Consider the following 2937-nt stretch of genomic DNA (forward strand, 5'->3'; position numbering starts at 1 on the left):
CCGGTGATCACAACCTCACACTTCTCCTGTACACGATAGATCTCATCGTCGATACTACCCCGGCCACCATCACGGTTCGAGGACATATAACCAATACGTTTGTCTTCCTGAATAATAAAACCAAAATCATCCTGACTGCTGTTGGCAGGTTCCCCTAAATTAGAGACCTTCCCCACAGTCTCACCATCCAAGGGTGCCATAAAGATATCGTAGCCTCCAAGACCGCCCCGACCATCGCTGGAGAAGAACAGGTTGTTGCGCTCACTGATAAAGGGAAACGACTCCCGGGCCTCGGTATTGATCCCAGGACCAAGATTCACAGGCGTACCGTAGGTATCCTCACCCAGTATGTCCACATACCAAAGATCCGACATCCCCATCGTGCCCGGCATGTCTGAGGAGAAGTACAAACGCTTCTGATCCAGACTAAGAGCCGGGTGGGCCACAGAATATTCCTTGCTGTTGAAAGGAAGTTCAACAACATTGGTCCAGTAGTTGTCACCACTCTTGGTGGCCTTGTATAACTTCAAACGGATCGTTTTGTTCTTGTCCTTTCCCTTCTTCCCGTCGATATAGTTGTTACGCGTAAAATAGATCGTATTACCATCCTTGGTAAAGGCAGGAGTCGACTCATGATAGGGCGTGTTAACATCCCCGCTTAGAGAACTTGCATTGGAAAGCTTGCCCATAGCGTCCATATCGGCCTCAAAAAGATCCAAAAAGGGCTGGTCGGTCCACTGGGCGATCTTAGAGCCTTCCGTACGTGAACTAGAGGCATACACCAACTTGTCCATATAGTAGGAAGGGCCAAAGTCAGACCCATCGGTGTTGATCGAGACCTTCTCCAACTCTACCTGATACTCCAAAAAATCCGTAGAGCTCGCACGAACGATACCCGGATCTCCCCCACGGGAAATGTACATATCCATGTACTTCTTGGAAGCCTCAGGCTGACCCAAACTCTTGAGCGATTGTGAGGCACGGTAGTAATAGTCCGTGTCCACATCACCCGGGTACTCATTGATAAGACGAAGGTACCACTTGGCAGCGTTGTCGTAATCGCTGTTCCAATAATAGGTATCTCCCAAGTTCTTGTAGATCTGGGCAGAGGTATAACCATCCTCTACTACCTTCAAATAGATCTCACGAGCATCGATGTACGAATACTTGTCAAACTCCTTGTTGGCCTGCTCTACTTGCTTCTTCTGTGAAAAAGACGCACCGGTATAACAAAATACCAGTGCTACTAATAATACTTTCTGTAATAATGTGTTCATGCCCCAAATGTTTTAATTTAAAAGAATCGTGGTGTCAATACACGTTCAGGTTTCTTAAACAGATCAAAACGAACCATAAGCTCATAAGACCCGTCACTGAAATCCTCTATGTCGGTGGTCTGGTAATCATACCCAAAACCAATAAAGATCTCATCCGATGCCTGAAAACCAACCATCGCACTCATAGCAGCACTCCAACGATAGGCAGCTCCCAAGGTAACCTTCTCATACAAAAGAAAGTTCGCAGAAACATCCCACTGCAAAGGCGCACCACTCACTGCCTTGACCAACGTGGCAGGCTTGAACTTCAAGTTCTCATTTAGATCGAACACATATCCCGCAATCAAGAAATAATGCAAACGCTCCGCGGCCGTAATAGAACCATTGAAGCCTCCGTTTTGAATATCATCCAAGGTCGATTCATCAAAGTGCTTGGTCGTTAAAAAGTTGGGAACCGATAACCCCGCATAGAACTTCTCGGTATGGTAGTAAACACCAGCTCCAATCTGTGGCTGTATCCTATTGTCTATATTGGTCTCAAAGACATCGCCCGGATCGGCGATATTAAGCTTGGTAAAATCAACATCCAACAGATCCAAACCAGCCTTAAGACCAAAGGCAAGCTTACCATCATCAGAGGTGTTGATCGTATAGGAATAATCAATGGTAACGTTCGACTCGATCGAAGGACCCAGCTCATCGCGTACAATGGAAAGACCAAGACCCATGTTCTCCAAAGAACCAATGGGAGAGTTCACCGTAAAGGTACCCGTCTTGGGAGCGCCATCCAAACCAACCCACTGGGTGCGGTATAACAACCCAAAACTCAAGGCCTCTCTAGAACCCGCATAACCCGGGTTCACCACCTGCGTATTGTACATGTACTGTGTGTACTGGGGATCCTGCTGCGCACTACCTGTAAAGGTACCTAGCAAAAGTAAGATCATGACTGTAAAATAACTGTGTCTCATAGTTAAGTATTTTATGATCCCGGAAGCCTTAACACTCCCGGGAATTCTTTGATTCACTATCTGTTTATATATAAGTAACCCGCATAACTGCTCTCTCCAGGATTATCACCCGTGAAGGTCAGTACATAATAATACGTACCCGTAGGCAACTCCTTCTCCTCACGTATGGTAGAACGACCATTGGAAACACCCCTAAAGACATTGTCACCATCATCATAACCATCGGTCTCCCAAACAAGAACACCCCAACGGTTGTAGATCTTAACATTGTTCTCAGGATAATCCTCTATACCATCGATCACAAAGTAATCGTTCAATCCATCTCCATCAGGGGTCACACCATTATAAATCTCAAAGGTAACACCACCAACTCCAGGAAGCACCGTAACCGTTAGATCATCCGGCTCTCCGTCCCCATCAGGATCAACATTGGTAGGATCGTTAGGATCATCCGAAGTGTCCGATACATCCAAACCTCCAATGGTCTGACCCGTAGCAATAGCCTGATTAATAACCTCGCCAGCGTCTATGTCAGCCTGCGTAATAGGATACTCCGCAGTAAAGGTATCACTGTCGGTCTCCCCAACGTTCAACTGTGCAATAGGACCGCCAGAGATCACAATACCCGGCAACTCATCGGTCAATACAATATTGTATAAAGTTACATTGCCTGTGTTTGTAACGCTGAA

At 46.4% G+C, this 2937-nt stretch carries 3 protein-coding genes; all 3 read right to left on the reverse strand.

Translation table 11 applies throughout. The features are described from left to right. Nucleotides 1–1277: PD40 domain-containing protein (locus JS40_RS00015; protein WP_034257552.1), on the reverse strand; the 1277-nt coding region annotated here is incomplete at its 3' end. A gap of 17 nt (nt 1278–1294) precedes the next feature. Then, nucleotides 1295–2248, reverse strand: coding sequence for a PorP/SprF family type IX secretion system membrane protein (locus JS40_RS00020; RefSeq protein ID WP_034257555.1), 954 nt, complete (start codon nt 2246–2248; stop codon nt 1295–1297). A gap of 56 nt (nt 2249–2304) precedes the next feature. Further along, nucleotides 2305–2937: T9SS type B sorting domain-containing protein (locus JS40_RS00025; RefSeq protein WP_152558085.1), on the reverse strand; the 633-nt coding region annotated here is incomplete at its 5' end.

The organism is Altibacter lentus (assembly GCF_000746845.1).
GTDB classification, from domain to species: Bacteria; Bacteroidota; Bacteroidia; order Flavobacteriales; family Flavobacteriaceae; genus Altibacter; species Altibacter lentus.